Origin of the sequence: Achromobacter sp. UBA5777 (assembly GCF_002418565.1) — a bacterium.
Classification (GTDB): domain Bacteria; phylum Pseudomonadota; class Gammaproteobacteria; order Burkholderiales; family Burkholderiaceae_B; genus Achromobacter; species Achromobacter animicus.
Genome location: NZ_DIEJ01000146.1, coordinates 1 through 225 on the forward strand (window position 1 = coordinate 1; position 225 = coordinate 225).

Below are 225 nucleotides of genomic sequence, written 5' to 3' on the forward strand. Positions count from 1 at the left end.
CCCCTGCGGGGTTTTGTCTTTAGTGAGAGACCAGGCCGTCGCGCCGGAGGTTGAGTGCGCGATACGCGCGGACCCTTCCGCGCCAGTGAGCGCCAAGTTCCCATTGCAGTACCCCGTAGTACTCAACAGTGCCTAAGCAGCACTTAAGTAAGACCCAAGATTCGAACGATTGACCCTCGCGTCAATTGCTCAAGCAGCTACGCTTGACGACCATAGCAAGGTGGT